Here is a 26585-nt window from a genome sequence, read left to right on the forward strand (position 1 = left end):
TGAGCGGCCCTGCACCCTGGGAGCATGACTCTGATGGTGGCCGAGACGGAAACCGGGATCCAGAACCGGACCGAACCCGACATCCGGCGGCACGAGCTCGCCGCCTTCCTGCGCAGCCGGCGCGAGCGCATCACGCCCGAGCAGGTCGGACTGCCGCGCGGCCGGCGCCGCCGCACGCCCGGGCTGCGCCGCGAGGAGGTCGCCCAGCTCTCGGCCGTCGGCGTCACCTGGTACACCTGGCTGGAGCAGGCCCGGCCCATCCAGGTCTCGCCGCAGGTCCTCGACGCCCTCGCCGACGCGCTCCAGCTCGACCCGACCGAGCGCACCCACCTCTTCGCCCTCGCCGGACAGACCGACCCGCACCCCGAGGCCGCCTGCCCCGCCGTCACGCCCACCCTGCGCGCCCTGCTCGACCAGCTGGAGCCGATCCCCGCCTGCGTCCAGAACAGCCGCTACGACTACCTCGCCTACAACCGCACCTTCGGCCGGCTCTACTGCGACCTGGACCGGCTGCCCCGCGAGGACCACAACACCCTCTGGCTCGCCTTCACCAACGACGACTTCCGCGCCGCCGTCGCCGACCTGCCCGAGGTGCTCGGCGCGATGGCCGGCAAGTTCCGCGCCTCCATGGCCGAGCACCTCGCCGAGCCGGCGTGGAAGGCGCTGCTGCGGCGGCTCCAGGACGCCTCGCCCGAGTTCCGCGAGATCTGGGCCCGGCACGACGTCGTCGACCAGGCCGGCCGCGCCAAGCTCGTCCGCAACGCCCACGTCGGCCCGCTGCACATGGAGCACCGCAACCTCTGGCTCGGCCCGGCCGCCGGACCCCGCCTCATCACCTACGTCCCCCTCGACGAGGAGTCCCGGGCGGGACTCGAACGCCTCCAGGCGCTCGCCCTCGCCGAGGAGGCCGCCCGGGCCGAGGCGCTCCGGTCGGCTCAGGCCGAGGGCGCCCTCGCCGCCGCCTGAACCGCGCCCTCCGCCTCCAGCAGCCTGGCCGTCCGCTCCGCCGTCCGCCGCGCCCACGCCCCGCTGGTCAGCGCCCCGGCGAGCAGCACGCACAGACCGCAGCCGGTGACGATCCAGTACGCCGGCCGGCTCGCCTCCACGAACCCCTCCAGGTGCGGACCGGTCGCGGAGCCCGGCCCGTACGACGCCGACGCCAGGCCCGCCGAGAGCACCGCGCCCGCCACCGCGACCCCGAGCGTCTGCCCGATCTGACGGCTCGTCGAGGCCACGGCCGCCGCCACACCCGCCTGGGCGCGCGGCATCCCGGAGACGGCGGTGTTGGTGATCGGGGCGTTGACCACACCGAAGCCGATGCCGAACACCACGTAGCCGACGAACAGCAGCGGCGTGCTCGTCTCCGCCCGGAAGGCGGCGAACGGCAGCGCGCCGGCCGCCATCGCCGTGCCCGCGGCGAGCAGCGAGGGCCGCGGGCCGCGCGCGCCGACGAGCCGTCCCGACAGCGGCGCGAAGACGAAGGTCATCGCCGCCATCGGCAGCATGAAGAGCCCCGCGTGCAGGGCGGACAGGCCCCGGACGTCCTGGAGGTAGAGCGTGTTGAGGAAGAGGAAGCCGCCGAGCGCGGCGAACGCGCAGACCGCGATCACCGTGGCCCCGGAGAACGGCGCGCTGCGGAAGAAGCGCAGGTCGATCAGCGGCTCCGCGCGCCTCGGCTCGTAGACGAGCACCCCGGCGAGGGCGAGCGCCGCCACGACGGCGAACGGCAGGCTGGACTCGATGATCGCGTACGTGAGCGAGCCGAGCAGCGCCGCCACCAGGAGCTGGCCCACCGGATCGGCACGGCGCGGGCGGGGCGCGCGGGACTCGGGGACGTACCGCAGGGTGAGGAGCAGCGCGAGCAGCCCCACCGGCAGGTTGACCCAGAAGATCGCCCGCCAGCCCACCGACTCCACGAGCAGGCCGCCGACCAGCGGGCCGGCCGCCATGGAGACGCCGACGACCGCGCCCCACACGCCGATCGCGCGGGCGCGGGCCGCCGGGTCGGTGAAGGTGTTGGTGATGATCGACATGGCGACCGGATTGAGCATGGAGCCGCCGACGGCCTGCACCGTCCGGAAGGCGACGAGGGCCTCCAGGCCGGGCGCGAGGGAGCAGAGCAGCGAGCCGAGGACGAAGACCACGAGGCCGGTGGCGAAGACCCGGCGGCGGCCGATCCGGTCGGCGGTGGAGCCGGCGAGCATCAGCAGCGAGGCGAGGACCAGCGTGTAGGCGTCGATGATCCACTGCAGGCCGGCCACCGAGGCGTGCAGTTCGCGCTGCAGGGCGGGCAGGGCGACGTTGAGCGCGGTGTTGTCGAGGCTCACGATCAGCAGGCTCATGCAGCAGATCGCCAGCACGAGCCGTTGCCGGCCGTGACCCGGCGGCGTCTTCGTGAGCTCGGGCATAGCCGGATAGTACGGCTGTCTAAAGAGTTGCGCAGTGCGCGACAATGGGCCAATGACCGCGTTCTCCCCCCTCGCCATCGGGCCGCACATCGTGCAGCCGCCGGTGGTGCTCGCCCCGATGGCCGGCATCACCAACGCCCCCTTCCGCACCCTCTGCCGTGAGTTCTCGGGAGGGAAGGGGCTGTTCGTCAGCGAGATGATCACCACGCGGGCGCTGGTCGAGCGCAACGAGAAGACGATGCAGCTCATCCGCTTCGACGCGTCCGAGCAGCCGCGCTCGATCCAGCTGTACGGCGTGGACCCGGTGACCGTCGGCAAGGCGGTGCGGATGATCGTCGACGAGGACCTCGCCGACCACATCGACCTGAACTTCGGCTGTCCGGTGCCGAAGGTGACCCGCAAGGGCGGCGGCTCGGCGCTGCCGTACAAGCGGCCGCTGCTGCGCGCGATCCTGAACGAGGCCGTGGCGAACGCGGGCGACCTGCCGGTCACCATGAAGATGCGCAAGGGCATCGACGACGACCACATCACGTATCTGGACGCGGGCCGGATCGCCGTGGAGGAGGGCGTCACCGCGATCGCCCTGCACGGCCGCACCACCGCCCAGCACTACGGCGGCACGGCCGACTGGGACGCCATCGCGCGCCTGAAGGAGCACGTGCCGGAGATCCCGGTGCTCGGCAACGGCGACATCTGGTCGGCGGACGACGCGCTGCGGATGATGCGCGAGACCGGCTGCGACGGCGTCGTCGTCGGCCGCGGCTGCCTGGGCCGGCCCTGGCTCTTCGCCGACCTGGTGGCGGGCTTCGAGGGCACCGGCGCCTACGCGCAGCCCGGCCTGCGCGTGGTCGCGGACGCGATGGTGCGGCACGCTCGACTTCTTGGCGAGTGGCTGGGGGACGAGGCCCGCGGTGTCATCGACTTCCGCAAGCACGTGGCCTGGTACCTGAAGGGCTTCTCGGTGGGCTCGGAGATGCGCAAGAGCCTCGCCATCACCTCGTCCCTGGACGAACTGCGCGCTCAGTTGAGCGAGCTGGACCTGGACCAGCCGTGGCCGGTCGGCGCGGACGGCCCCCGGGGTCGTACGTCCGGAAACAACCGGGTTGTCCTGCCGGACGGCTGGCTGAAGGACCCCTACGACTGCGCCGGAGTGAGCGAGGACGCCGAGCTGGACACGTCCGGCGGGTGAGATCGGGGCCTGCCACGGGCGTTTTTCGCGAGTGATCCTCGCCACCCCTGATAGGGGTAGCGCTCAGATGAGCAGGTTACGAACTCCTCTCCCGCTTGAAGGGTGGCACTGGGTGCCACCCTTTTTGCGTTCAAGAGTTGAACACAACTGCTCCATTCGGCGCTCATGTGAGCGTCCGGGCCCAGCTTTGGGTCAAATGAGCTTCGGGCCCTGAAAGCGGAAGCTACTGGTCGGTTACTTTCGATGTGCTGGCGGACGGGTGGTTAAGACCGGATGACCGCTAGGCGTACCTCCCCAGACGCCTTCGATCTGGGTATGTTCCTCGGCGTCAGGGCAGCCAACCGAGTCGTCGAGGAGTCGTGACCCGTGTCGGAAATCAATGATCAGAAGTTCGTCTACGACTTCACCGAGGGCAACAAGGACCTGAAGGACCTGCTCGGTGGCAAGGGCGCCAACCTCGCCGAGATGACCAACCTCGGCCTGCCGGTGCCCCCCGGCTTCACGATCACCACCGAGGCGTGCAAGGTCTACCTCGACTCCGGCTCCGAGCCGGCCGCGCTCCGCGACGAGGTCTCCGCCCACCTCGACGCGCTCGAGACGCGGATGGGCAAGAAGCTCGGCCAGGCCGACAACCCGCTGCTCGTCTCGGTCCGCTCCGGCGCCAAGTTCTCGATGCCCGGCATGATGGACACCGTCCTCAACATCGGCCTCTCCGACGCCTCCGTCGAGGGCCTCGCCGCCCAGGCCGACAACGGGCGCTTCGCCTGGGACTCGTACCGCCGCCTCATCCAGATGTTCGGCAAGACCGTCCTCGGCGTCGACGGCGAGCTCTTCGAGGAAGCCCTCGACGAGGCCAAGGCCGCCAAGAAGGTCACCAGCGACACCGACCTGGACGCCGACGACCTGAAGAAGGTCGTCGAGCACTTCAAGGGCATCGTCAAGACCGCGACCGGCCGCGACTTCCCGCAGGACCCGCGCGAGCAGATGGACCTCGCCATCGAGGCCGTCTTCAACTCCTGGAACACCGACCGCGCCAAGCTGTACCGCCGCCAGGAGCGCATCCCGGGCGACCTCGGCACCGCCGTCAACGTGTGCTCGATGGTCTTCGGCAACCTCGGCCCGGACTCGGGCACCGGCGTCGCCTTCACCCGCGACCCCGCCTCCGGCCACGCGGGCGTCTACGGCGACTACCTGCAGAACGCGCAGGGCGAGGACGTCGTCGCCGGCATCCGCAACACCGTGCCGCTCGCCGAGCTGGAGTCGATCGACAAGACGTCGTACGACCAGCTCATGGAGATCATGTCGACGCTGGAGACCCACTACAAGGATCTCTGCGACATCGAGTTCACCATCGAGCGCGGCCAGCTGTGGATGCTGCAGACCCGCGTCGGCAAGCGCACCGCCGGTGCCGCCTTCCGCATCGCCACCCAGCTCGTGGACCAGGGCCTCATCGACGAGGCCGAGGCGCTGCAGCGCGTCAACGGCGCCCAGCTCGCCCAGCTGATGTTCCCCAAGTTCGACGAGGCCGCCAAGGTCGAGCAGATCGGCCGCGGCATCGCCGCCTCCCCGGGTGCCGCCGTCGGCAAGGCCGTCTTCGACTCGTACACGGCCGTCAAGTGGTCCCGCTCCGGCGAGAAGGTCATCCTCATCCGCCGTGAGACCAACCCGGACGACCTGGACGGCATGATCGCCGCCGAGGGCATCCTCACCTCCCGCGGCGGCAAGACCTCGCACGCCGCCGTCGTCGCCCGCGGCATGGGCAAGACCTGTGTCTGCGGCGCCGAGGAGCTCGAGGTCGACACGAAGCGCCGCCGCATGACCACCGCCTCCGGCGTGGTCATCGAGGAGGGCGACGTCGTCTCCATCGACGGCTCCACCGGCAAGGTCTACGTCGGCGAGGTACCCGTCGTACCGTCCCCGGTCGTCGAGTACTTCGAGGGCCGCATGCACGCCGGCGCCGACGACGCCGACGAGCTCGTCCAGGCCGTGCACCGGATCATGGCCTACGCCGACCGCGTCCGCCGGCTGCGCGTCCGCGCCAACGCCGACAACGCCGAGGACGCCGCCCGCGCCCGCCGCTTCGGCGCCCAGGGCATCGGCCTGTGCCGCACCGAGCACATGTTCCTCGGCGAGCGCCGCCAGTACGTCGAGCGGCTGATCCTCGCCGACACCGACGAGGAGCGCGAGGAGTCGCTGAAGGCGCTGCTCCCGCTGCAGAAGCAGGACTTCGTCGAGCTCTTCGAGGCCATGGACGGCCTGCCGGTCACCGTGCGCCTGCTCGACCCGCCGCTGCACGAGTTCCTTCCCGACATCACCGAGCTGTCGGTGCGCGTCGCCCTCGCCGAGGCCCGCAAGGAGCCGCACGAGAACGACCTGCGCCTGCTCCAGGCCGTGCACCGGCTGCACGAGCAGAACCCGATGCTGGGTCTGCGCGGCGTCCGCCTCGGCCTGGTCATCCCCGGCCTGTTCACCATGCAGGTCCGCGCCATCGCCGAGGCCGCCGCGCTGCGCGTCGACGCCAAGGGCGACCCGCGCGCCGAGATCATGATCCCGCTCGTCGGCACCGTCCAGGAGCTGGAGCTGGTCCGCGAGGAGGCCGAGGCGGTCATCGCCGAGGTCGCCGCGCAGACCGGCATCGAGCTGAAGCTCGCGCTCGGCACCATGATCGAGCTGCCGCGCGCCGCCGTGACCGCCGGTCAGATCGCCGAGGCCGCCGAGTTCTTCTCCTTCGGCACCAACGACCTCACCCAGACGGTCTGGGGCTTCTCCCGCGACGACGTGGAGGCCAGCTTCTTCACCGCGTACCTGGAGAAGGGCATCTTCGGCGTCAGCCCCTTCGAGACCATCGACAAGGATGGCGTCGGCGCCCTGGTCCGCCAGGCCGTCGAGGCCGGCCGGGCCACCCGCCCGGACATCAAGCTCGGCGTCTGCGGCGAGCACGGCGGTGACCCGGAGTCGGTGCACTTCTTCCACGAGGTGGGCCTCGACTACGTCTCCTGCTCGCCGTTCCGGATCCCGGTGGCGCGCCTGGAGGCCGGCCGCGCGGCGGCCGAGGCGAAGGGCAGCGACAGCCGCTGACCCCGACGGGCCCCCAGGGGCCCGGAAGACCACCGGAGCCGCCGTTCGTCCCCGACCCTCAGAACCGATGGGCGGCGGCTCCGGTTTCCATGGAGACGGGGCGGACACCTTGTGCGGAGGTGTCCGCCCCGTCGTATTTCGTCCCTGCGTTCCCGGTGCGGGTCGTGCATGATCGTTGGGGAAATGTGAGTTCTTGTTCAACTGCATGTGCCAGTGGTGCATTGAATTATTCGGCGTTGAACATTCGCAAAGAATGAGACGGGCGCGGCCTCCGGATCCCCACCCGGAAGCCGCGCCCTTTAACTGTGTCGGGCGGGTGAGCCGCAACCTCGCCGACCGCCGCCGGACGCGGCAAAGCCCCCCACGGTCTTCGCCACGTCACCTCGGTCCTGAAGGTTTCCCGTCCGACCGCCACAGCTTTTCGGTTTCCGGCCGTTCGCCGCGAGGCTTTTCAAGTGTGGCTGAAACACCCTGGTAACGTGCAGTGATGCTGTGCATACTCGTCGTCGGGGGTGGTTGCGAGTGCACAGGTGGGGGTTCCATGCTGCGGATTCATTTCACCGGTAACGACTTGGCGGGCGTACGGATGGCCGCCCGGCCGGACGTTCTGTGGGAAACGATTCTCAGTTTTCACCGTTTAAGGGACCGGCGCGGCTCGGTCGTCTACGGGGACTGGCGGTCCGAGGCCCGGACCAAGGTCGGCGCCGAGACCCGGCTGCTCGCCGCGCTCGTCCCGGGCCGCGGCTATTTCCCGGACTTCCTGACCCCGCCGCAGGGCGTGCTCGGGCTCGACGAGGGCCTCGACGCGATCCGCGCCACGCCCCCGGGACGGCTCCACACCGAACTGGCCCTGATCGGCGCCGCCCGCGCCGGCCGGCCCGCCGTGCCCTCCGCGCTGCGCACCCTCGCCGACGGCGGCACCGCCGCCTTCGGCCGGATGCTCGGCGCGCTGCGCGCCTACCACCGGGCCGCCGTCCAGCCGTACTGGACGCACGTCCAGGCCCGCTTCGAGGCCGACCGGGCCCGCCGTGGCCGGGCCCTGCTCGACGGGGGAGCCGACGAACTGCTCGCCTCCCTGCCGCCGATGCTGCGCTGGCGCAGCCCCGTCCTGGAGGCCGACTACCCCGTCGACCGGGACGTCCACCTCGACGGGCGCGGGCTGCTGCTCCAGCCCTCGTTCTTCTGCCGCGGCACCCCGGTCGTGCTGCGCGACCCCGGCCTGCCGCCGGTCCTGGTCTATCCGGTCACGCACTGCGAGCCGCCGACCGTCCGCGCGCCCGGCCTGCCCTCGCTCGCCAAGCTCGTCGGCCACACCCGGTCGGCCGTCCTCAGCGCGATCGGCGACGGCGGCACCACGAGCGAACTGGCCCGCCGGGCGGGCGTCTCGCTCGCCTCCGCGAGCCAGCACGCGGGTGTGCTGCGCGAGGCGGGCCTGGTCGCGACGCTCCGGTACGGCAACGCGGTGCTGCACACGCTGACCCCGCTGGGCACGGCCCTGCTCGGCGGCTCCCTCCAGGACGCGCATTGCTACGCGCGTAGTGAGCGGGTGACGGGGGAGGGCCGGGGCGCTGTCAGCGGGGCCCGCTGACCCCGCGGCACGGGCAGGGGCACCTCCCGTGCACGGAGACGAGCACCTGCGTCGGGGGAAGATCGACAGCTGACGTACGCTCCTGCCCTTGTTGCCGACACGCAGGGGGACCGGATCGTGGAACGACGTGCGCTGATGCTGGCCATGGGCGGGTTCGTGGGAGCGGCGGCCTGGAGCGGTGGCGCCGCCGCGCCGGCGGCCGCGGCCACCGGGAGCGGGGTGGTCGTGGACGTCACCGCGTACGGCGCGGCGGGCGACGGGAGCGGCGACGACTCGGCCGCCTTCCAGAAGGCGCTCGACGCCGTGAAGGCGGTGCCGGGCGGAGCGACGCTGCTGATCCCGCCGGGCACGTACCCGATCGGGATCAGCCTGGTGCTCGGCGCGGGGACGACCGTGCTCGCCTACGGCGCCACGATCTTCCGCACCAAGGACAGCGGCGCCCTGGTGAAGAACTTCGACTCGGTCATCCAGGTCCACGGCTACGAGGGCGCGGGCTCCGTCGCCGTCCTCGGCGGCACCTGGGACATGCGCGGTGCCGCACACCCCGCCCAGAGCGACGCCATGGGCTTCGCGCACTGCGACGGCGTCCTGGTCAAGGACTGCACCATCGTCGACACGCCCTCCGCGCACGCCGTCGAGCTGAACGCGGTGCGCAACGCGGCCGTCGTGAACTGCGTCTTCGACGGCTACCACGCGGGCGACGGCGCGAGCCCCACCACCAAGGAGGCTGTCCAGATCACCTGCGCCACCGAAGGCAACCTGCCCGCGCCCGCCTACGACCTCACCACCTGCGAGGACGTCCTCGTCACCGGCTGCACCCTGCGCGCCGGCACCACGACCGGGCCGTACGGCGCGCTGTGCGGGGACCACCGGGGCGCCAAGGGCAAGAGCCACCGCCGGATCCGGGTCATCGGCAACACGGTCGAGAAGAGCGGGGCGTACGGCGTGCACGTCGCCGACTGGCAGGACTCGGTCGTCGCCGACAACACGATCAGCGGCGTCGCCCTCCACGGCATCTACCTCAACTCGCCGCAGGGCAACGCGCTCAGCGGCATCACCGTCACCGGCAACACCGTCCGCTCCGTCGACGGCAGCGGCGGCATCACGGTCAGCGTGCCGAAGTTCGCCACGGTGCCCGTCACCTACGGCGCCCGGCACAGCGACCTCACGATCAGCGGCAACACGGTCGAGTCGATCAGGGGCGAGGCCGCGATCTACGTCTCCCGCACCGACGGCGTCACCGTCACCCGCAACACCGTCACCGGCACCACGCGCCTCACGGACACCGGCAACGCCCAGGGCATCCACGTCCAGGAGTGCCCGGACGCCGTCGTCACCCACAACACCGTCTCCGGCGTCCAGGGCGACGGCATCGGCCTGGACACCAACGTGGCGGGCGCCGTCGTCGCCGGGAACACCGTCAGCGGCGCGACGAACTACGGCATCCACGCGGCGGCCGGCGCCGCGGCGATACGCGGCAACAGGATCACCGGCGCCACCACCCACGGCATCCGGATCACCGGCGCCGCCGACACGATCTGCCAGGGCAACACCGTCGGCACCGTCACCGTCTCGGGCACCACCGCCCCGGCAGCCGTCGCGGTGACCTCCACCTGCACGGGAGTGTGGGTCGCCGGCAACGACCTGAGCGGGCGCGGCGCCGGCGTCGCGGCGGTCCTCGACCAGGGCACCGGGACCACGGTCTCCGGAAATCTCGTCTGATCTCTTCTCCGGCGCGGCGATGAGTTTTCGCCGCGCCGCCCGTCTTAACTCTCGAAAGCGCCGACACGGCACCGACGGAAGACGCACGACGGAAGAGAGAGCGACACCATGGCCCCGCAGATGATCTTCGTGAACCTGCCCGTGAAGGACCTCGACGCCAGCAAGTCCTTCTACGAGAAGCTCGGCTACTCGATCAACCCGCAGTTCACGGACGAGACCGCCGCGTGTGTGGTCATCAGCGACACGATCTTCGCGATGCTGCTCACCGAGGAGAAGTTCCGCACCTTCACCGCGCCGGGCAAGGAGATCTCCGACGCGACCAAGGCCACCGAGGTGCTCGTCACGCTGAGCGCCGAGAGCCGCGAGAAGGTCGACGAGCTCGCGGACCGGGCCCTGGCGGCGGGCGGCAGCCCGGCGAAGGAGCCGATGGACCTGGGCTTCATGTACGGGCGCTCCTTCGCCGACCCGGACGGCCACCACTGGGAGGTCTTCCACATGGACCCGGCGGCCGTCCAGGGCTGATCCGCCCCGTGCCGCGTCAGGCGGAGACGCCGCCGTCGACGACCAGGTCCGTGCCGACGGCGGAGCCCGCCGCGTCGGACGCGAGGTAGAGCACCGCCGCCGCGATCTCCTCGGCCGAGGAGATCCGGCCGAGCGGTGACTCCTCCTTCATCCGCACCTCCCGCTCGGCCTCCGTCTCGCCCGGCCGCAGCGACATCGAGGACTCGGACGCGCCCGGGCTGACCGCGTTGATGCGGATCCCGTCGCCGATGTGGTCGAGGGCGGCGGCCCGGGTGAGGGCGGAGACGGCGGCCTTGGAGACCTGGTAGCCGAAGACGCCCGGGATCCGGACGTGCGGGCCCAGGTTGGACGCGATGTTGACGATGGCGCCGCCGCCGTGGCCGCGCATGTGGGCGATCTCCGCCTGGAGCGCGTGCAGGACGCCCGTGACGTTGATGTCGAGCAGGGCGTGCCAGTCGTCGAGCGGGAAGTCGGCCGCGCTGTGGCCGCCGCGGAACACCCCGGCGTTGTTCACGGCCACGTCGAGCCCGCCGAAGGCCGCCACCGTGTCCCGGACGAGCCGGTGCATGTCGGCGGCGGCCGTCACGTCGGCGGTGAACGCGCGGGCGGTGCCGCCCGCCGCCGCGATCAGCGCCACCGTCTCGTCGAGCGTGGCGGCGCTGCGGCCGGCGACCGCGACCCGGGCGCCCTCGGCGGCGAAGGCGCGGGCGATGGCCCGGCCGAGACCGGTGCCGCCGCCGGTGACGAGGACGGTGCGGCCGGTGAAACGGGAGGTCATGGTGGGTGCTCCTGTCGAAGGGCGAGACGTGGTCGGTTACTTGGTACGGGAGGACAGTGCGGCCAGTGCGGCGAGCGCCAGAGCGGTCGCCGCGAAGGCGCGGGCGTCCGAGCCGAGCGTGAGCACGGCGGCGAAGACGACGGTCGGGCCCAGCTCCATCGCGGTGTTCAGGACCCCGCCCGCGAGCCCGGCCCGCTCCGGCGGCACCCCGTCGGTGGCCAGGACGCCGGCCCCGGCGAAGGCGACGGCGGCACCGGCCGCGAGGAGCAGGAGCCCGGGCAGCAGCCCGTAGGCGTAGGGCACGGCCGGGTCGAGGCCGGTGGCCGCGAGCAGCGCGAGGCCCGCGGCCGCGGTGCCGAGCCCGGCGGCCGTGGCGCGCCCCGCCCCGTACCGCCCGATCAGCGGTCCGGCGGCGCGGCCCGCCGTGAGCAGGGCGACGGCGAAGGGCACGAAGGCGCCCGAGGTGAGCAGCGCGGACCAGCCGCGGCCGTGCTGGAGGGCGAGCGAGAGCAGGACGAAGACGCCGGCGGTGCCGGAGGCGGTGAGCGAGACGGTGGCGAGCCCGATGCCCCGGCGCCGGTCGCGCAGGAAGGCGGGCGGAAGCAGCGGGTCGGCGGTGCGCCGCTCGACGAGCGCGAAGGCGGTGAGCAGGGCGAGGCCGGTGAGCAGCGGGACGAGGACGGCGGCGGAGGTCCAGGGGTGGGCCTCGGTCAGGACGAGTCCGTAACTGGCGAGCGTGATCCCGGCGGTGGCGAGCAGCGCGCCCGGCAGGTCGAGCCCGCGCCTGCTGCCGCCACCCGTGGTCGTCGGCAGCAGGCGCGGGCCGAGGGCGAGGGCGGCGGCCGCGACGGCGACCGGGACGGCGAAGCTCCAGCGCCAGGAGGCGACGGCCGAGATCACGCCGGACAGCAGGTTGCCCGCGGTCGCGCCGAGGACGGCGAGCCCGCCCCAGGTGGCCATGGCCCGGCCGTACGCGGCGGGTGCCGGGTACAGGGCGCGCAGCACGGCCATCGCGGCGGGCGCGACGAGCGCGGCGCCGAGGCCCTGCGCGAACCGGGCGGCGAGCAGCGGACCGTAGCCGGTGGTGAGCGGGGCGAGCGCGGAGGCGGCGCCGAAGACGACGAGCCCGGCGGTGAGGGCGCGGCGGCCGCCGAAGCGGTCGGCGAGCCGGCCGCCGAAGAGCAGCAGGCCGGCGAAGGTGAGCCCGTAGGCGGCGCTGAGCAGGATGAGGGCGGCCCGGTCCAGGCCGAGTTCGGCGCCGATCCGGGGGAGCGGCACCGCGAGCGAGGCGAGCGTGAAGATCAGCGTCATCTGCACCGCGCCGAGGAGCGCGAAGCCGGCGGCGGGCGTCGCCGCGGGTCTGGTCGTCGTGAGCGTCGTGGCGGTCATGTCTCCCCCTGTATTTTGACCGTACGTTCCAGTATGAGAGCCGAAGAAAAGGGCGCCCGTGGGCGCCCCTTCCGGAGCACTTCAGTCCAGCAGTGCCAGCGCCTGCTCCGCCGCGTCCCGCACCCGGGCCGGGTCGCTCGACGCCTTGCCGACCACCCTGAGGCCCTGCATCAGCACGAGCAGCATCCGGGCGAGCGAGCGCGGATCGCGGTCGTCCGGCAGCTCGCCCTGGGCGCGGGCCCGCACGAGCGCGGCGTGCAGCAGGGTCTCGACCTGCTCCCAGCTGAGCTCCACCCGGCGGGCCACCGTCCGGTCGTGCGGCCCGAGTTCGGCCGCCGAGTTGGTGACGAAGCAGCCGTTCAGGCGCAGGTCCTCGGTCGCGGCCTCGGCGGCGAAGCGGCGGACGAGCGAGCGGACGGCCGGCAGGGCCGGGCCCGGCGCGGACAGCTCCGCCATGATCTGTGGGTCCCGGGTCTCGCGGTAGCGGTCGAGCGCCCGCACGTACAGCTCGTGCTTGCTGCCGAAGGTCGCGTAGATGCTGGCGCGGCCGATGCCGAGACGCTCGACGAGGTCCGACATCGTCGTCGCCTCGTAGCCGCGCGCCCAGAACAGTTCGAGAGCTGCCTGGAGCGCGGCGTCGGGATCGAATTCCTTGGTCCTGGCCACGAGGAGACCGTACGCCTATCCGGAACGATCGGTCAAGAATGATCGGTCAAGAATGTTCGGTCAGGAATGATCGTTCACGAACGCTCGGTCAGGAAGGATTCCGGGTGAGGCGCACGGGATAGACCGCCACCGTCACCTCGTCGTCGTCCAGGCACCGGCCCGTCTCCAGGTCGAAGCGCTGCTTCAACAGCGGCGAGGCCACGAACGGCCGCCCGCCCGCCGAGCCGACGAGCCCCCGGGCGAGCACCTGCGCGCCCGTGAACGGATCGCGGTTGTCGATCGCGTACGTCCGCCCCGCCCGGTCCTTGAAGACCGCCGCCTGCCGGCCGTCCGGGAGCAGCGCCGTCACGCCCCGGCCCGGCGTGAGCCGCGCCTCCTCGCAGACCGCCACCCAGGCGTCCGCGCCCGGGGAGAGTTCGAGCGTCGTCATCGGACCATCGCTCCTTCGCGCGAGCCGAGGGCGAGGACCGTCAGGTCCGGCTTGATCTGGTCGCGCTCCGGCACGAACCGCACCGACGGGTCCGGCGTCTCCGGCGCGTTGACGAAGGAAACGAACCGCCGCAGCCGGTCCGGGTCGTCCAGCGTCTCGGCCCACTCGTCCCGGTAGCCGGCGACGTGCGCCGCCATCAGCGCCTCCAGCTCCTCGCACAGCCCCAGCGAGTCGTGCACGACCACGTCCCGCAGGCGGTCGAGCCCGCCCTCCAGGCGCTCCAGCCACACCGAGGTGCGCTCCAGGCGGTCCGCGGTGCGGATGTAGAACATCAGGAACCGGTCGATCAGGCGCACCAGTTCGGCGTCCGAGAGGTCCTGGGCGAGCAGATCGGCGTGGCGCGGCATCGCGCCGCCGTTGCCGCCGACGTACAGGTTCCAGCCGTTCGCCGTCGCGATGATCCCGAAGTCCTTCGACCGGGCCTCCGCGCACTCGCGGGCACAGCCCGAGACCGCCGACTTCAGCTTGTGCGGGGCGCGCAGGCCCCGGTAGCGCAGTTCGAGGAGGATCGCCATCCGCACCGAGTCCTGCACCCCGTAGCGGCACCACGTCCGCCCCACACAGGACTTCACCGTGCGCAGCGCCTTGCCGTACGCGTGCCCCGACTCGAAGCCCGCGTCGACGAGCCGCGCCCAGATCGACGGCAGCTGCTCCACCCGGGCGCCGAACAGGTCGATCCGCTGACCGCCGGTGATCTTCGTGTAGAGCCCGAAGTCGCGGGCCACCTCGCCGATCACGATCAGCTTCTCCGGGGTGATCTCGCCGCCCGGGATGCGCGGCACCACCGAATAGGAGCCGTTGCGCTGGAGGTTGGCGAGATGGTGGTCGTTGGTGTCCTGGAGGGCCGCCTGCTCCCCGTCCAGGATGTAGCCGTTGCCGAGGCCGGCCAGGATCGACCCGACGGCCGGCTTGCACACCTCGCAGCCGTCGTCGCCCTTCGCCTCCGCCCGCCCGTGCGAGTCGAGCAGCGCGGCGAACGACGTCACGCGCAGGGTGCGGGCGATCTCGTAGAGCTCGCCGCGGGTGTACGAGAAGCAGCCGCAGAGTCCTTTGCCGGCCGCCGCCGGCAGCAGCTTCTCGATCACCTTCACGCAACTGCCGCAGCCCGTGCCGGCCTTGGTGCACTTCTTCACCTCGGATAGCGTCGCGCACCGCGTGACGGCCCGCTTGGTCACGTGGTGACAGGAGCAGATCACGGCGTCGTCCGGCAGCGCGGACGGGCCGAGCGCCGCCGGCGCTCCCGCGCCCGCCGGCAGCACCAGCCGCTCCGGCGGGACCGGCGGCCTGCTGCCGGTGAGCGGGCGCAGCAGCCCGTACGACTCGGCGTCGCCGACGAGCACACCGCCGAGCAGCACGCCCTCGCCGTCCACCACCAGCTTCTTGTAGACGCCCGAGCGCGAGTCGGAGTAGACCACGTCCAGGCTGCCCTCGGCCGCGCCGTGCGCGTCGCCGAACGAGGCCACGTCCACACCGAGCAGCTTCAGCTTCGTCGACAGGTCGGCGCCCGTGAAGCCCTTCGTGGACTCCCCTTCGAGGCCGGCGATCGCCGCCGCCGCCGTCTGCGCCATCTCGTAGCCCGGCGCCACCAGGCCGTACACCCGGCCGTCCGAAGCCAGCGCGCACTCGCCGATCGCGAAGACGGCCGGGTCCGACGTCCGGCACAGCTCGTCCACCGCGATGCCGCCGCGCTCGCCGACCGTCAGGCCGCAGTCGCGGGCCAGCTGGTCGCGCGGGCGGACACCCGCCGAGAACACCACCATCTCCGTGGCCAGTTCGGAGCCGTCCGACAGGCGCATCGCCGTGACCGCGCCGTCCTCGGTCACCACCTCCCGCGTGCCCGCGCCGGTGTGCACGGTCAGCCCCATCCGCTCGATCGTGCGCAGCAGGGCCGCGCCGCCGCCCTCGTCGACCTGCACCGGCATCAGCCGCGGCGCGAACTCCACGACGTGCGTGTCGAGCCCGAGGCCCTTCAGCGCGCCCGCCGCCTCCAGGCCGAGCAGCCCGCCGCCGACCACCGCGCCGGTCGTCCGCCCCTTCGCGTACTCCTCGATCGCGAGCAGGTCCTCGATCGTGCGGTAGACGAAGCAGCCGTCCGCGTCCTTGCCGGGCACGGGCGGCACGAACGGGTACGAGCCGGTGGCGAGCACCAGCGTGTCGTACGCGAAGACCTGCCCGGAGCGGGCGGTCACCGTCCGCGCCGCGCGGTCCACGGCGACCGCCGGGTCACCCGTGTACAGCTCGATGCCGTGCCGCGCCATGAACCCGTCCTCGACCAGGGACAGGTCCTCGGGCGTCTTCCCGGAGAAGTACGAGGTCAGCTGCACGCGGTCGTACGCCGGCCGGGGCTCCTCGCAGAGCACCACGACCCGCGTCCGCGCGGTGACGCCCCGGTCCGCGAGCGCCTCCAGGAACCGCTGGCCGACCATGCCGTGGCCGACCAGCACGAGGGTGGGGGTGTACGGGGTCGTCATCTCAGGAGCCTCCGTCGTGGGTGAGCAGGTGCAGCAGCGGGGCGTCGGGCAGGGCCTCGTCGCCCTCCCAGGCCCGGGCCAGCGTCCCGACCGCGCCGAGATCGCCGAGCAGCACGCCCCCGACGAGCCGGTCACCCCGGACGACGACCTTGCGGTAGGCGCGGCGGGTGGCGTCGGTGAGCCGGACGACGTCGTCGCCGGGAGCGGGCGTGGTCTCGCCGAAGGCGGCGAGGTCGAGCGAGCCGGCGCCGCCGAGGGTGAGCCGGGTGAGCGCGCGGGTGCCGGCGTAGCGCGGCGCGCCGCCCAGGAGCAGGTCCGTCAGCACGTCCGCCTGGTCCAGCGCCGGGCCCGCGAGGCCGTACACCCGCCCTCCGTGCTCCGCGCAGTCGCCGATCGCGTGGATGTACGGGTCCGAGGTGCGCAGTTCGTCGTCGACGACGACGCCCGTGCGGACGTCGAGGCCGGCCTCGCGGGCCAGCGCGACCCTGGGGCGCACGCCGCACGCGAGGACGACGACCTGCGCGTCGAGGACGAAGCCGTCGGCGAGTTCGACCGCCGTGACGGCGCCGCCTTGCCGGCGCAGGCCGGTGACGCGGCACCCGGTGTGCACCTCGACGCCGAGGGAGACGAGGTGCTCGCGCAGCAAGCCGGAGGAGCCGGAGTCCAGCTGGCGTTCCATCAGGTGCTCGACCTGCTGGGCGAGCAGGACCTCGGCGCCGAGCGCCGCGAGGGCCCGCGCCGCCGAGACGCCGAGCAGCCCGCCGCCGATGACGACCGCCCGCACCCCCGGACGCACCCGCCCGCGCAGCGCCAGGCAGTCGTCCATCGTGCGGAACGGAAGGACACCGGAAGGGAGTTCGGCGCCGCGCAGGCCGCGCAGGCCGCGCAGCGGCGGCAGGACCGGCGCCGAGCCGGTGGCGAGCACCAGGCGGTCGTACGGGACGAGCGAGCCGTCCGCGCACGCGACCGTGCGGGCCGCGCGGTCGATCCGTACCGCCCTGACGCCGAGCCGGGCCGGCTCGCGCGGCGCGGGCAGGGCGACGACCTCGGGGCCGTACCGGCCGGCGAGGACGTCCGCGAGCAGCACCCGGTTGTACGGGGCGTGCGGCTCCTCGCCGAGGAGCGTGACCGGCAGGCGCTGGGCGAGCCGGGCGCCCGCCGTTCCGCCCCCGACCACCACGATCCGTGTACTCATGCCGGGAAGCGTGCGGCGCCGGTGTTACCCGTCGGCATCCCGGCTGTTTCCCGTACGGAACGCTGCACTCACGGCCCGGCGGGGCCGCTGTGAGGCCCTCGCGCTGACCGCGCGGGACCGCGCAGGATGGGGCCGCGCGGGACCACGCAGGATGGGGCCGCGCGGGACCACGCAGGATGAGCCGCGCGGGATCACGCAGGATTAACCGCCCGCCCGCCCGCCCCGACCGGGACCACCGGGCCCGCACCTCAAGCTCTGACATTGCTCAAGACTCCGGCGATTGATGGACGGCACACTCATCTGTTCCTAGGCTCACGCCCATGCCTGACATATCCCTGACCACTCTTGTCCTGCTCTGCATCGCGGCCTTCGCCGCCGGCTGGATCGATGCCGTGGTCGGGGGCGGCGGGCTGCTCCAGCTGCCCGCTCTGCTGCTCGGCCTGCCGCACGTGGCGGCCGCGCAGATCCTCGGCACCAACAAGGCCGTGTCGATCGTCGGCACCACCGGCGCGGCCGTCACCTACCTGCGCAAGACGCCCGTGAAGGTCGGCATGGCGGTACGGATCGGACTCGCCGCCCTCGCCGGTTCGATGGGCGGCGCCTTCTTCGCGGCCGGCATCAGCAGCGCCGTACTCCGCCCGGTCATCATGGTCGTGCTGCTCGGGGTGGCCGCCTTCGTCATGTTCCGGCCGACCTTCGGCACCCGGGCGGAGGGCACGGAGCGGCCGGCGCTCACCCGGGCCCGGATCGTCACCGCGATCGTGGTGGTCGGCGGCGGCATCGGCTTCTACGACGGCCTCTTCGGCCCCGGCACCGGCACCTTCCTCGTGCTCGCCCTGACCGCCGTGCTCCACCTGGACCTGGTGACGGCCTCCGCCACCTCGAAGATCGTCAACGTCTGCACCAACGCCGGCGCGCTCGCGATGTTCGCCTACCAGGGCCATGTGCTCTGGCAGCTCGCCGCCGTCATGGCCGTCTTCAACCTGCTCGGCGGGACGATCGGCGCCCGGATGGCCCTGGCGAAGGGCGCCGAGTTCGTGCGCGGGGTGCTGCTCGTGGTCGTCTTCTCGCTGGTCGCGAAGCTCGCCTTCGACCAGTGGGCCTAGAAGCCGCCCGGGCCTGGAAGCCGCCCGGGCCCAGGGGGTGTGCGGACCCAGGGGGTGTCCGGACCCAGAGGGTGTCCGGACCTAGGCGGATCCGGCTGCCGTGCCCGGCCGGGCCTGCTTCACGCCGATGAGATGGCCGAAGGCGACCACGTTGCCCTGGTAGCCGCCCGCCTTCCGAGAGAAGCCGCCGCCGCAGGTGATCACCCGGATCTCGGCCCGGTCCGCCTCGCCGTACACCTTGGCGTCCGGGAAGGCGCTCTTGTCGTAGACCTCGACCGCGTCGATCGTGAAGACCGCCGTCCGGCCGTCCTTGCGGTCCACCTCGATCCGGTGGCCCTTCTTCAGCGCGCCGAGCGCGTAGAAGACCGCCGGACCCTGCGCGTTGTCGACGTGGCCGGCGACGATCGCGGTGCCCTTGGCGCCGGGCCGGGTGCCGTCCTCGTACCAGCCGGCCAGATTGCGGTCGGCGGCAGGCGGCACGTCGAGCGCGCCGTCCGCGCCGAGCCCGAGGCCGGTCAGCGGCGCGTCGACGTCGATCTCGGGGATGCGCAGCCGGACCGGGACGGACGGCGGGAGCGGGTCGGCGGCGGCGTCGGTGTGGACGCTCGGCCCGGCGGCGAAGGCCTGCGCCGCCGACGGCACGGGCGGGGTGACCTGGCCGGATCCGTTCTGGATCATCCACAGGCCCACACAGGCGGCGACCGCGATGCCCCAGCCCTTGCTCCTGTTGGTCACGGCGCCTCGAATCCTTCCCGTCAGAGGAGTGATCCTGCCCCCGCCGGGCCGTCAGCGGGCGCGCGGCGGGGACAGGACGATGGCGGTAGGGTCAGCCGTCCTGCGCGCCGCTCGCCCGGCGGCGCAGGAGCCACGTACCGCCGACGGCGGCCGCGGCCAGCACCGCCGCGCCCGCCGCGACCTGGGTGGTGTCGGGGCCGACGCTGCCGCCCACACCGGTCTGCACATGGCCGCTGGGGCTCTTGTGCTGGACGAAGAGCTCGCCGCGCGCCGACCTGCCGTTGTCGCAGTGGACGCTGATGGTGAACGTCCCGGACTCGGCGTGGTGCGGCACCGTGAACTGGCCGACCACGACCTGCTTGTGCGTGCTCGGGTTCAGCTGGAACTCGCCCGCGCCGAGCCCGTCCGTCTTGCCCACGCCGTGGCCGTGCTCGCCGCAGGCGGTGGTGTTCACCGTGACGGTCTCGCCCGGGGAGGCCGAGGAGGGGAAGATCTCCAGCGTCTCCGAGCCGCCCTGCTGCCAGTTGCCGTTGTGGTCCCCGCCGCTGTTGTGGTCGTTGTCGTTGTTCTGGTCTCCGTTGGCGAAGGCCACGGGACCGGTGGCGAAGACGCCGAGGGCGGCGAACGTCAGCGCGGTACCGGTGAGCAGTCGGGCAGGGGTGCGGCGCATGGGGGACCTCCGGGGCGCGCGTACGGTCTTCGGAAAGGGGCTTCCGTAGGACCGACATAAATGCGTGCCCGGCCGGCCCGCCTGCTGATGTCCCGTCAGAATTACTCCGTCCGGTGCGGCGCGTCGCCTGGATTTTTGGCGTCGTCGCAGGTCGGAGCCGATGTCGCGGCGTCAGCTGACGGTCCGTGCCGAACGGGTGACCGCCTCCGGGGCCTCGCCGCGATCAGCCGCCTACAGCGCGTCCCAGGGCGCCGCCTCGTGCGCCGCGTGCACCCGCGCCATCAGCTCCTCGTCCACCCGCAGCGGCGTGTCGTCGATCCGGGTGACCGGGGCGATCCCGCGCGCGCTCGTCACGAAGGCCGCGCGGAAGTACGGCACCTCCGCCAGGTGCACGGGCCGGGTCACCGACGGCAGCCGCGGGGCCACCAGGGCCATGGTGGTGCCGGCCAGATGCGGCGCCGCCGGCCAGATCGCCGAAGTGCCGTCCCAGAACGCGATGTTGGTGACCGCGCCCTCGGCGATCTCGCGCGAGGGGCCGTCGGTGAGCAGCGCCTCGTCGAAGCCCGCCCGGCGGGCCGCGTCACCGTGGTAGCGCTGCCCGAAGCCGCCCAGGTGCTTGATGTGCGCCGCCGGACGCCAGTACCGGACGGACTTCAGGGCCTTCGGCGACCGCTCCGGCGCGAACGGCGCCCGTACGGTCACCACCGTGCGCGGCCCGCCGCCGGCGGCCCCGTCGCTCCCGGCCCCTTCGTACACGTACACCCGCGCCGACGCGTCCCGGCGGCCCGACCCGGCCAGCGCCCCGGCGAGCAGCGCCCGCACCCGCCCGCCGTTCAGGCCCTGCCCGAACAGCTCGCGCGTCGACCCGTCGAGCCGCTCCAGGTGCAGGCCGAGGCCCTGGACCCGGCCGTCGCGCACCTGCATCGCCGTGTAGTGCCCGTAGCCGCTCAGCAGGGACGCGAGGAGGCCCGGCTCGGCGGCCGCCGGAGCGCCGTCGATCTCGACGTACAGGGGCTGGGGCGCACCGGGTGCGGCGGGAGGCGTCGTCATGGCCCCACCGTATGCCGCTGCACGCGGCCCGGTTCGCCCGTACGGTGAAGAAGTGATCGTCACCGTCCGCACCACCACCGACGCCCGCGCCAAGGCCGACGCCCTGGCCCGCGGCGCCGTCGAGGCCCGGCTCGCCGCCCGCGCGCAGGTCTCCGGGCCCGTCACCTCCGTCCACCACCGGCAGGGCGCGATCGAGACCGCCGAGGAGTGGCAGGTGGAGTTCGAGACCACCGAGGCCCGCTACCAGGCCCTGGAGACCCACCTGCTCGCCGCCCACGACCACGGGACGCCCGAGGTCCTGGCCACCCGGGTGGCCCGGGTGAGCGCGGAGTACGCCCGCTGGGTCGAGCGGGAGACCGCGCCGGCCGCGGCGATCGAGGCGCCCGCGCCGGCCGACGACGAGCTGCCGTTCTTCGTGTACGGGACGCTGCGCCCGGGCGCGTACAACCACGACCGCTTCCTCGCCGGCCGGATCGGCACCGAGGCGGACGCCGTGCTGCACGGGGCGGTCCTGCACGACGGCCCCGGCTATCCCTACGTCGTCCCGGCGGACGGCGGCCGGGTCGTCGGCACCCTGCTCACGGCCTCGCCCGGCGACTACGGCGACCTGTTCGGCCTGCTCGACCGCCTGGAGCTGCCCGTCGGCTACGAGCGGGTGGCGATGGACGTCGAGCGGGTGCGGGACGGGGCGCGGGTGTCGGCCTGGGTGTTCCTGGCGACGGAGGACGCGCCGCTCGGCGCCGTCATCGAGAGCGGCGACTGGTTCGACCGGCCGTAGCGCCCCCGTCCGCGGCCCGCTCCAGGCGGACGGCGCACACCTTGAGGGCGGCGACCGGTTCAGCCGGCCGTGCTGCCCCCGTCCGAGGCGCGCTCCAGGCGGACCGCGCACACCTTGAACTCCGGCATCTTCGACACCGGGTCGAGCGCCGGGTTGGTCAGCGTGTTCGCGCGGCCCTCGCCCGGCCAGTGGAACGGCATGAAGACGGTGTCCGGGCGGATCGCGGCCGTGATCCGGGCCGGCGCCACCGCCCGGCCGCGCCGCGACACCACCGCGACGGGCTCGCCGTCCGCGACGCCGATCCGCTCGGCGAGCCGCGGGTGGAGCTCGACGAAGGAGCCGGGCGCGGCCGCGTTCAGCTCGGCGACGCGGCGGGTCTGCGCGCCCGACTGGTACTGGGAGACGACCCGGCCGGTCGTCAGGACCACCGGGTAGCCGGCGTCGGTCTCCTCCGCCGCCGCCCGGTGCACGACCGGCACGAACCGGGCCCGTCCGTCGGGCGTCGCGAAGCGGTCGAGGAAGAGCCGCGGGGTGCCGGCGCCCGCCTCGTCCGGGCAGGGCCAGAACACGCCCTGCTCCTCCTCGATCCGGCGGTAGCTGATGCCCGCGTAGTCGGCCGGGCCGCCCGCCGAGGCGCGCCGCAGCTCCTCGAAGACCTCCTCGGGATCGGCCGGGAAGCCCTTCTCCCGGCCGAGCAGGGCCGCGAGCCCGTGCAGCACCTCCAGGTCGCTGCGGACGCCGGGCGGCGGGGTGAGGGCGCGCCGGCGCAGCAGCACGCGGCCCTCCAGGTTGGTGGTGGTGCCGGTCTCCTCGGCCCACTGGGTGACGGGCAGGACGACGTCGGCGAGCGCGGCGGTCTCGGAGAGGACGACGTCGGCGACGGCGAGGAAGTCGAGCGACCTCAGCCGCTCCTCGACGTGCGCGGCGCGCGGGGCGGAGACCACCGGGTTGGAGCCCATGAGGAGCAGGGCGCGGATGTCGCCGCCGAGCGCGTCGAGGAGTTCGTACGCGCTCCGGCCCGGCCCCGGCAGCGACTCCGGCGGGACTCCCCACACCCCGGCGACGTGCTCGCGGGCCGCCGGGTCGTCGAGCCTGCGGTAGCCGGGCAGCTGGTCGGCCTTCTGGCCGTGCTCGCGGCCGCCCTGGCCGTTGCCCTGGCCGGTCAGGCAGCCGTAGCCGCTGAGCGGCCGGCCGGCCCTGCCGGTGGCCAGGCACAGGTTGATCCAGGCGCCGACGGTGTCGGTGCCCTTGGACTGCTGCTCGGGGCCGCGCGCGGTGAGCACCATGCCGCTGCCCGCCCCGGCGAACATCCGCACCGCCTCGCGCAGTTGCGGCACCGGCACGCCGGTGATCCGCTCGACGTGCTCGGGCCAGTGGGACATCGCCCCGGCCCGGGCCGCCGCCCAGCCCTCCGTGCGCGCGGCGACGAACTCCTCGTCGACCCGGCCCTCGGCGACGACCAGGTGCAGCATGCCGAGCGCGAGCGCCAGATCGGTGCCGGGGCGCGGGGCGAGGTGCAGGTCGGCCTGTTCGGCGGTGCGGGTGCGGCGCGGGTCGACGACGATCAGCCGGCCGCCGTTCTCCTTCAGCTCGGTGAGGTGGCGCAGCGCGGGCGGCATGGTCTCGGCGAGGTTGGAGCCGACGAGGATCAGGCAGCCGGTCCGCGCGACGTCCTCCAGCGGGAAGGGCAGGCCGCGGTCGAGCCCGAAGGCGCGCTGGTGCGCTGCGGCGGCCGACGACATGCAGAAGCGCCCGTTGTAGTCGATCTGCGAGGTGCCGAGGACGAGCCGGGCGAACTTGCCGAGCGCGTACGCCTTCTCGTTGGTGAGGCCGCCGCCGCCGAAGACCCCCACGGAGTCGGCCCCGTGGCCCTCGCGGGCGCGGCGCAGTCCGGCGGCGACGGCGGCCAGGGCCTCCTCCCAGGCCGCGGGCTTCAGCGCGCCCGTGTCAGGGCAGCGGACCAGGGGCTCGGTGAGCCGGACCCGGGAGGAGAGCACGGCGGGGGCGGTGCGGCCCTTGCCGCACAGCGCGCCCCGGTTGACGGGGAATTCGGGCCGGTCGACCACCTCGACGGGCAGGTCCCCGGTGGTGGGCCGCAGGTTCATGCCGCACTGGAGGGCGCAGTAGGGGCAGTGCGTGGGGACGGGCGGGACGGTGGTGACCTCGGCCTCTGACATGACCCGAGGATGCGGCGCGCGTGTTACGGGCGAGGCCGCGCCGCATTACGGGCGCGCTGCCCGGCGCTCCTGCCGGACGGCGGCGGCGGGTGAGGCGCCGGGCGCGGCCAGCGCCTTCGCCACCCCGTCCTCCTTGGCGCCGAGGAACGTCGGGTCGGGGCGCAGGGCCGCGTCCAGGGCCGCCTTCCCGGCCGCGCCGATCTCGCGGGTGGTGCCGTAGTACCAGGTGGCGTCGTGCGGCTCGCCGACGCCGACCCCGTACGACTCCACGCCCGCCGCCTCGCACAGCGCCAGGGCCCGCTTCACGTGGAAGTCCTGGGTGACGAGCACGGCCCGGTCCACGCCGAAGACCTTCTTGGCGCGCACGCACGAGTCCCAGGTGTCGAAGCCCGCGTAGTCGCTGACCACCTGGGAGTCGGGCACCCCGCGCCGCTCCAGGTAGGTCCGCATGGCGCTCGGTTCGTCGTACTCGGTGCGGCTGTTGTCGCCGGTGACGAGCAGGACCCTGACCTTGCCGGTGCGGTAGAGCTCGGCGGCGGCGTCGAGGCGGTGCGCGAGGTACGGGGTCGGGCGGCCCTTCCACAGTCCGGCGCCGAACACCACGGCGACGTCCTGGGCGGGCACGTCGGCGGTGGTGCGCAGACGGTCGGCGGTGGTGGTGTGCAGCCACGCGGCCGGGGCGAGGACGAGCACGGCCACCAGCATCACGGCCCGGACGGCGCGGCGGCGGCCCCGGGTGGTGCGGGGGAGGCGGGGCAGGCGGGGCAGGCGGACGCCGCGCATGGGTGGGACCTCCGGGGCTTCGGGGTTCAGGGGCTTCGGGGTGTTGTCACACCGTCCGACGCGTTTCGGCGGGCTCCGGTTCGCCGCCGCCCCGCTCCGTGCCGTACAGCACACCGGCCAGGCCCATGCCGCCGAGCATCCCGAGGAACTGCGCGGCGGCGAAAGCGGGCACGGAGCCGGGCGCGATGCCGGTGAAGGAGTCGGACAGGGCGCGGCCGACGGTGGCCGCCGGGTTGGCGAAGGAGCCGGAGGAGGTGAACCAGATCGCCGCGCCGACGTAGCCGGCGACGGCGACCGGGGCGAGGGCCGGGCGGCCGGTGCGCCGCAGGCCCCGGACGACGAGGACGAGCCCGGCAGTGGCGACGGCCTCGCCGAGCAGCAGGTGGAGTTCGGCGCGCTCGGTGGTGGCGAGGGCGGCGCCGGGCACGCGGCCGAACATCGCCTCGGCGAGCAGCGCCCCGGTGACCGCGCCGGCGAGCTGGGCGGCGACGTAGAGGACCGCCTCGCGGCCGCCGTCCTCATGCCGCCGCGCCCACCACTCGGAGAGCGTGACGACCGGGTTGAAGTGGGCGCCGGAGAGCGGGCCGATGAGCGCGATGAGCAGGCCGAGCCCGATGGCGGACGCGGCGGCGTTGGCGAGCAGCCGGACGCCGGAGTCCGGGCTGAGGGCGTCGGCGCGCAGGCCGGAGCCGACGATGACGGCGACGAGGGCGGCGGTGCCGGTGAACTCGGCGAGGGCGCGCCGGGGGAGCGGCACAAGGGACATTCTCATGGCGGAAAAGATATTCCGTGATTCGGAAGAGAAAAAGAGGTGAGGAGAGGGACGGGTCTCCGTAGGATCCGCTGGTGATCACTGAAGACGCGCTTCTCGCCGCCGCCGTCCGCAACAACGCCGACTGGTGCGACGCGATGTGCCGCGCCCACGGCCTCCCCGGCGCCTTCGGCCCGCGCGCCTGGACCAGCCCGCGACGCACCCCGCTCTACTACCCGGACGCCGTCACCCTGGCCCCGGACACGGCCGCCGAGGACCTCCTGGCCGCCATCGACCGCACCCCGGGCGCCTCGCTCAAGGACAGCTACGCCGGCCTCGAACCGGACCTCCTGGACGGGGCGGGGTTCGTCCCGCTCTTCGACGCCCAGTGGATCCACCGCCCCGCCGGCCGCCCCGCGCTCCCGGTCACCGCCGGCCACCGCCCGGTCCGCACCCCCGCCGAACTCGCCGCCTGGGCCCTCGCCTGGAGCGACGGCGACGCCGGCGAGGCCGCGCTCTTCCGCCCCGGACTCCTCGACGACCCCACCACGACGATCGTCGCCGGGTACGCCCCCGACGGCCGGATCCTCGGCGGCGCCGTCCTCACCGACAGCGCCGGCGTCACCGGCGTCTCCAACCTCTTCACCACCGACGGCGTCCCCGCCTCCTACGCCTGGGCCGGCGCCCTCGCCCACGCCGCCCCCGACCGCCCGGTCGTCGGCTACGAGTCGGGCGACGACCTCGACGCGGCCCTCGAAGCGGGCTTCGAGACGATCGGACCGCTGCGGGTGTGGCTGGCGCGGTGAGCGGTGCGGGTCGCCGCGAGCGGCAGCCGCCCGCCGCAAGCCCGGGACCGGCCGCTGACGCCCGCCCGAAGGCCGGGCCCAGCCGCTGACGCCCGCCCGCCGGAAGGCCGGGCCCAGCCGCTTGCGCCCGCCCGCCCAAGGCCGGGCCCAGCCGCTTGCGCCCGCCCGCCCAAGGCCGGGCCCAGCCGCTTGCGCCCGCCCGCCCAAGGCCGGGCCCAGCCGCTTGCGCCCGC

Annotated in this window: 22 protein-coding genes; 9 read left to right on the top strand and 13 right to left on the bottom strand. The window is 73.6% G+C overall.

Annotated features, from left to right (window positions below; genetic code table 11):
• Nucleotides 1-24 precede the first annotated feature (24 nt).
• On the top strand, nt 25-966 hold the full coding sequence (locus ACFYU9_RS08520; RefSeq protein WP_389205946.1) for a helix-turn-helix transcriptional regulator: 942 nt from the start codon (nt 25-27) through the stop codon (nt 964-966).
• Here ACFYU9_RS08520 and ACFYU9_RS08525 read toward each other — a convergent pair.
• Nucleotides 936-2408 carry an MFS transporter gene (locus ACFYU9_RS08525; RefSeq protein WP_389205944.1) on the bottom strand — a complete coding sequence of 491 codons (1473 nt, stop codon included), beginning with the start codon at nt 2406-2408 and terminating at the stop codon, nt 936-938. The two genes, ACFYU9_RS08520 and ACFYU9_RS08525, sit on opposite strands and share 31 nt — an antisense overlap.
• Nucleotides 2409-2460: 52 nt before the next feature.
• Here ACFYU9_RS08525 and dusB point away from each other — a divergent pair, with 52 nt between their 5' ends.
• The 5 genes from dusB (at nt 2461) to ACFYU9_RS08550 (ending at nt 10507) form a co-directional block, all read left to right on the top strand.
• Nucleotides 2461-3597 (top strand): tRNA dihydrouridine synthase DusB, encoded by a 1137-nt coding sequence (dusB, locus tag ACFYU9_RS08530; protein WP_389205942.1) that lies wholly within the window; start codon nt 2461-2463, stop codon nt 3595-3597.
• Nucleotides 3598-3963: 366 nt separating this feature from the next.
• Nucleotides 3964-6675, top strand: a complete 2712-nt coding sequence (gene ppdK, locus ACFYU9_RS08535) for a pyruvate, phosphate dikinase (RefSeq protein ID WP_389205940.1) — start codon at nt 3964-3966, stop codon at nt 6673-6675.
• Between the two features lie 541 nt (nt 6676-7216).
• Complete coding sequence (locus ACFYU9_RS08540; RefSeq protein ID WP_389205938.1) at nt 7217-8263, top strand: helix-turn-helix domain-containing protein; 1047 nt, start codon at nt 7217-7219, stop codon at nt 8261-8263.
• A gap of 117 nt (nt 8264-8380) precedes the next feature.
• A complete protein-coding gene (locus ACFYU9_RS08545) occupies nt 8381-9985 on the top strand; it encodes a NosD domain-containing protein (RefSeq protein ID WP_389205936.1) in 1605 nt (534 codons plus the stop codon).
• Nucleotides 9986-10093: 108 nt separating this feature from the next.
• Complete coding sequence (locus ACFYU9_RS08550) at nt 10094-10507, top strand: VOC family protein (protein ID WP_389205934.1); 414 nt, start codon at nt 10094-10096, stop codon at nt 10505-10507.
• 16 nt (nt 10508-10523) lie between these two features.
• Here the strand turns inward: ACFYU9_RS08550 and ACFYU9_RS08555 are convergent, their stop codons facing one another.
• The 6 genes from ACFYU9_RS08555 to ACFYU9_RS08580 all read right to left on the bottom strand — a co-directional run bounded on the left by ACFYU9_RS08555 (nt 10524) and on the right by ACFYU9_RS08580 (nt 17496).
• On the bottom strand, nt 10524-11285 hold the full coding sequence (locus tag ACFYU9_RS08555; protein WP_389205932.1) for an SDR family NAD(P)-dependent oxidoreductase: 762 nt from the start codon (nt 11283-11285) through the stop codon (nt 10524-10526).
• A 36-nt stretch (nt 11286-11321) separates the two neighbouring features.
• Nucleotides 11322-12674, bottom strand: a complete 1353-nt coding sequence (locus ACFYU9_RS08560) for an MFS transporter (RefSeq protein ID WP_389205930.1) — start codon at nt 12672-12674, stop codon at nt 11322-11324.
• 81 nt (nt 12675-12755) lie between these two features.
• Complete coding sequence (locus tag ACFYU9_RS08565; protein ID WP_389205928.1) at nt 12756-13340, bottom strand: TetR/AcrR family transcriptional regulator; 585 nt, start codon at nt 13338-13340, stop codon at nt 12756-12758.
• Between the two features lie 88 nt (nt 13341-13428).
• Nucleotides 13429-13770 (bottom strand): nitrite reductase small subunit NirD, encoded by a 342-nt coding sequence (gene nirD, locus ACFYU9_RS08570; RefSeq protein WP_389205926.1) that lies wholly within the window; start codon nt 13768-13770, stop codon nt 13429-13431.
• Nucleotides 13767-16301 (bottom strand): nitrite reductase large subunit NirB, encoded by a 2535-nt coding sequence (gene nirB / locus ACFYU9_RS08575; protein WP_389205924.1) that lies wholly within the window; start codon nt 16299-16301, stop codon nt 13767-13769. The genes nirD and nirB overlap by 4 nt, the downstream gene beginning before the upstream one ends.
• 1 nt (nt 16302) lies before the next feature.
• On the bottom strand, nt 16303-17496 hold the full coding sequence (locus ACFYU9_RS08580) for an NAD(P)/FAD-dependent oxidoreductase (RefSeq protein ID WP_389205922.1): 1194 nt from the start codon (nt 17494-17496) through the stop codon (nt 16303-16305).
• Between the two features lie 320 nt (nt 17497-17816).
• Between ACFYU9_RS08580 and ACFYU9_RS08585 the strand changes: the two genes are divergently transcribed.
• Complete coding sequence (locus tag ACFYU9_RS08585; RefSeq protein ID WP_389205920.1) at nt 17817-18602, top strand: sulfite exporter TauE/SafE family protein; 786 nt, start codon at nt 17817-17819, stop codon at nt 18600-18602.
• 81 nt (nt 18603-18683) lie between these two features.
• Here ACFYU9_RS08585 and ACFYU9_RS08590 read toward each other — a convergent pair whose 3' ends face one another.
• The 3 genes from ACFYU9_RS08590 to ACFYU9_RS08600 all read right to left on the bottom strand — a co-directional run bounded on the left by ACFYU9_RS08590 (nt 18684) and on the right by ACFYU9_RS08600 (nt 21057).
• Complete coding sequence (locus ACFYU9_RS08590) at nt 18684-19337, bottom strand: class F sortase (RefSeq protein WP_389205918.1); 654 nt, start codon at nt 19335-19337, stop codon at nt 18684-18686.
• A gap of 91 nt (nt 19338-19428) precedes the next feature.
• Entirely contained in the window at nt 19429-20007 is a 579-nt protein-coding gene (locus tag ACFYU9_RS08595) for a hypothetical protein (RefSeq protein WP_389205916.1), read from the bottom strand.
• Nucleotides 20008-20238: 231 nt separating this feature from the next.
• Nucleotides 20239-21057, bottom strand: coding sequence for an aminotransferase class IV (locus tag ACFYU9_RS08600; protein WP_389205914.1), 819 nt, complete (start codon nt 21055-21057; stop codon nt 20239-20241).
• A gap of 52 nt (nt 21058-21109) precedes the next feature.
• Here ACFYU9_RS08600 and cutA point away from each other — a divergent pair, with 52 nt between their 5' ends.
• Complete coding sequence (gene cutA / locus ACFYU9_RS08605; protein WP_389205912.1) at nt 21110-21835, top strand: divalent cation tolerance protein CutA; 726 nt, start codon at nt 21110-21112, stop codon at nt 21833-21835.
• Between the two features lie 59 nt (nt 21836-21894).
• Here cutA and ACFYU9_RS08610 read toward each other — a convergent pair whose 3' ends face one another.
• From ACFYU9_RS08610 to ACFYU9_RS08620, 3 genes are read right to left on the bottom strand one after another with little or no spacing between them, the layout of a single operon-like run.
• On the bottom strand, nt 21895-24012 hold the full coding sequence (locus ACFYU9_RS08610) for a molybdopterin oxidoreductase family protein (RefSeq protein WP_389205910.1): 2118 nt from the start codon (nt 24010-24012) through the stop codon (nt 21895-21897).
• 45 nt (nt 24013-24057) lie between these two features.
• Nucleotides 24058-24795, bottom strand: coding sequence for a vancomycin high temperature exclusion protein (locus ACFYU9_RS08615; protein WP_389205908.1), 738 nt, complete (start codon nt 24793-24795; stop codon nt 24058-24060).
• A gap of 46 nt (nt 24796-24841) precedes the next feature.
• A complete protein-coding gene (locus ACFYU9_RS08620; RefSeq protein ID WP_389205906.1) occupies nt 24842-25567 on the bottom strand; it encodes an aquaporin in 726 nt (241 codons plus the stop codon).
• A 71-nt stretch (nt 25568-25638) separates the two neighbouring features.
• Between ACFYU9_RS08620 and ACFYU9_RS08625 the strand changes: the two genes are divergently transcribed.
• Nucleotides 25639-26352, top strand: a complete 714-nt coding sequence (locus ACFYU9_RS08625) for a hypothetical protein (protein WP_389206735.1) — start codon at nt 25639-25641, stop codon at nt 26350-26352.
• Nucleotides 26353-26585: the final 233 nt, after the last annotated feature.

It is taken from the genome of Streptomyces sp. NPDC004327 (assembly GCF_042873935.1).
GTDB lineage: Bacteria > Actinomycetota > Actinomycetes > Streptomycetales > Streptomycetaceae > Streptomyces.